This is a genomic window from Streptomyces sp. NPDC097617 (assembly GCF_044761485.1).
In the GTDB taxonomy this organism is placed as follows: domain Bacteria; phylum Actinomycetota; class Actinomycetes; order Streptomycetales; family Streptomycetaceae; genus Streptomyces.
Window position 1 is genome coordinate 1 of sequence record NZ_JBIWCL010000074.1, and the last position, 2,154, is coordinate 2,154.

A 2,154-nucleotide genomic window follows, 5' to 3' on the forward strand; every position below is an offset into this window, starting at 1 on the left:
ACACCTCAGCAGACAGACTCATACGCAGCGGCCGTTCTCTGGTGCTTCGTTACTCGACATCTCGAAGCGTGGAGAACGGCCGCCTTCGCTGTCCCGGGAAACACCACAGATCAGCAGGTCGGGTGACGAGCGAGGTTAAAGACCAAGCTGAGACCCGGCCCACGGTCAGCCGGGAGGGGCGAAGGCGAGCGAGAGCGGAGAACGGCGGATCAGCGGCGCGGAAAGCGCTTTCCGTCCGGACTCCGCCCCCTCGCCCCTCGCGCGCGACGCCCAGGACGCCGCGACGGTCGAGCTCCCCGCGACGTTGCCGCGGTTCGCGACCCACCTGGAGATGCACCGCGGCCTGATGCTCGCCCGCTCCGGCGACAACACAGCTGGCACCACCCACGCCCGCACCGCTCTCGATGCCCTGCCGCCGGAGAAGCACGCCCTGACCCTGCGCCTGCTCATGGCGGAAGTCGAGCAGGCCTGAGCCTCTGCTCGGACTCGGAGGTGTTCCGGGGCCGGGGTCGGTCAGGCAAACGCATTGCGCGGCTGTGGCTATCCGGCCATGCTGGACGAAATTCGAAGAGGGGAATCGTCGTGGGACACGAGGGGGATGGATGGCCGCGAGTTCGCTGGAGATAGAGCAGCGCCACCGCTTGAACCTGGAGGCCTTCGTTCTCCGGTCCCGCCGCGTCGAGGAGCACTCGCTGGCTGCCGACTGGGAACGTCTGGTCGCGCTCGGCGCGGGCTCGATGACGGTGACGGTGACGGGCGGGCAGACCGTGGTGCGTCAGGAACTTCCGGCGGAGGAACTGGTCGAGTCGGCCGCCGCCCGGGTGCGGCCGCTGCTCCTGGAAGAAGACCCCTGTTCCTACCTGAAGGCCTTGGCGGCGGTGGGCTACTTCTGCCTCGACCTCCCGGAGGAGAAGCGCGAGTTCAAGGCGAAACGGGCGGAGTGGCGGGCACGTACGAAGCCGGCCGTGGATAGCGGGTACACGGTGATGGTCGCAAATACCGTCACCGGCCGGACCGCCTCACTGACCGCCCACGACCTGGCCTGGGCCTGGATCTACGGCGACGTGGTCCACCACGACCCCGAAAGGCGCCGCGAAGCCGACCCGTTCGGTCTGGCGGAACGCTTCCGTGCCGCGGTGCCCCTCATCACCTGGACCATGGTCGCCGCGATCGAACCCCTCAACCACGTCCGAGCCCTCCACCACGACGGAATCCTGGCCCTGCGCCCGGACGTGCTCGACCAGGAGGTCGTCCTGCACTCCACGACGTGGGAGCACGCGGCACAGGCACTCACCGCGCCACCAGGCACCCCCGCACCCGAGCATGCCCTCTCACCCTTCCCGCGCGGCTGGACGAGCCTCCAGGACGCGGCCTCCGCACAGGCGAACCGCAACAACTGAGACCTTTCAGCCGCCCCGCCCCGTCCGGCTCCGTCCGGACCGGCGGCACGGGCCTTCGACCCTTCGGTCGCCGTGGTTCGGGCTCCCGGTACCGTCACGGGGACACCCGAGTCGAAGGAGACCGGCTACCCGTGGAGCTGGGCATCATCGGGCCGGCGGCGGGGCTGTTCGCCGTCACCAAAACATCGACGACATCCTGATCCTGGCGCTGTTCTTCGCCCAGGGCGCCGGGCACCCCGGAGCCACCCGTCGGATCGTGCTGGGCCAGTACCTGGGCTTCGCCGAGTTGAGCAGGTGCGTCTCGCCGCTACCCGCCCTCCTGTGTCACCCCGTCCGCCCGGACCTCCGACCCTTAGGAACAGGACCCCGCCGCCGTGACCAACGCCCTTACCCGTCTTCTCGAAATCGCCCCGGCACCGTCCCAACCCCGCCACAAGGATTGGGGCGAGGTCGCACGCACCCTCGCGGTCGAGCTCCCCGACGACTACAAGGAGCTCATCGGCGTCTACGGAGGAAGCAACTGGGACGACTGCCTCTACGTCCTTGAGCCCGGCTGCCCCAGTAAGCACTACGACCTTCTCAAGTGGGCCAAGTTCCAGTTCGAAGACCTGGAAGACCTATGGGAATTCGAGAAGAAGCCGGCAGAACTGGAGGTCGAAGGATCGCGGGTCATCCCGTGGGCGACCACGGACAACGGTGAATGCCTGTATTGGCTCGTTCTTCCCGGGGCTGAGCCGAACGACTGGACTGTCAT

Annotated in this window: 3 protein-coding genes; all 3 read left to right on the plus strand. The window is 68.0% G+C overall.

Annotation, left to right across the window (positions count from 1 at the left end):
• The first annotated feature begins 304 nt into the window (after nucleotides 1-304).
• Nucleotides 305-472 carry a hypothetical protein gene (locus ACIQZO_RS40435; RefSeq protein ID WP_403636415.1) on the plus strand — a complete coding sequence of 56 codons (168 nt, stop codon included), beginning with the start codon at nucleotides 305-307 and terminating at the stop codon, nucleotides 470-472.
• A gap of 130 nt (nucleotides 473-602) precedes the next feature.
• Nucleotides 603-1,400 carry a hypothetical protein gene (locus ACIQZO_RS40440; protein ID WP_403636417.1) on the plus strand — a complete coding sequence of 266 codons (798 nt, stop codon included), beginning with the start codon at nucleotides 603-605 and terminating at the stop codon, nucleotides 1,398-1,400.
• Between the two features lie 374 nt (nucleotides 1,401-1,774).
• Nucleotides 1,775-2,154: SMI1/KNR4 family protein (locus ACIQZO_RS40445; RefSeq protein ID WP_403636419.1), on the plus strand; the 380-nt coding region annotated here is incomplete at its 3' end.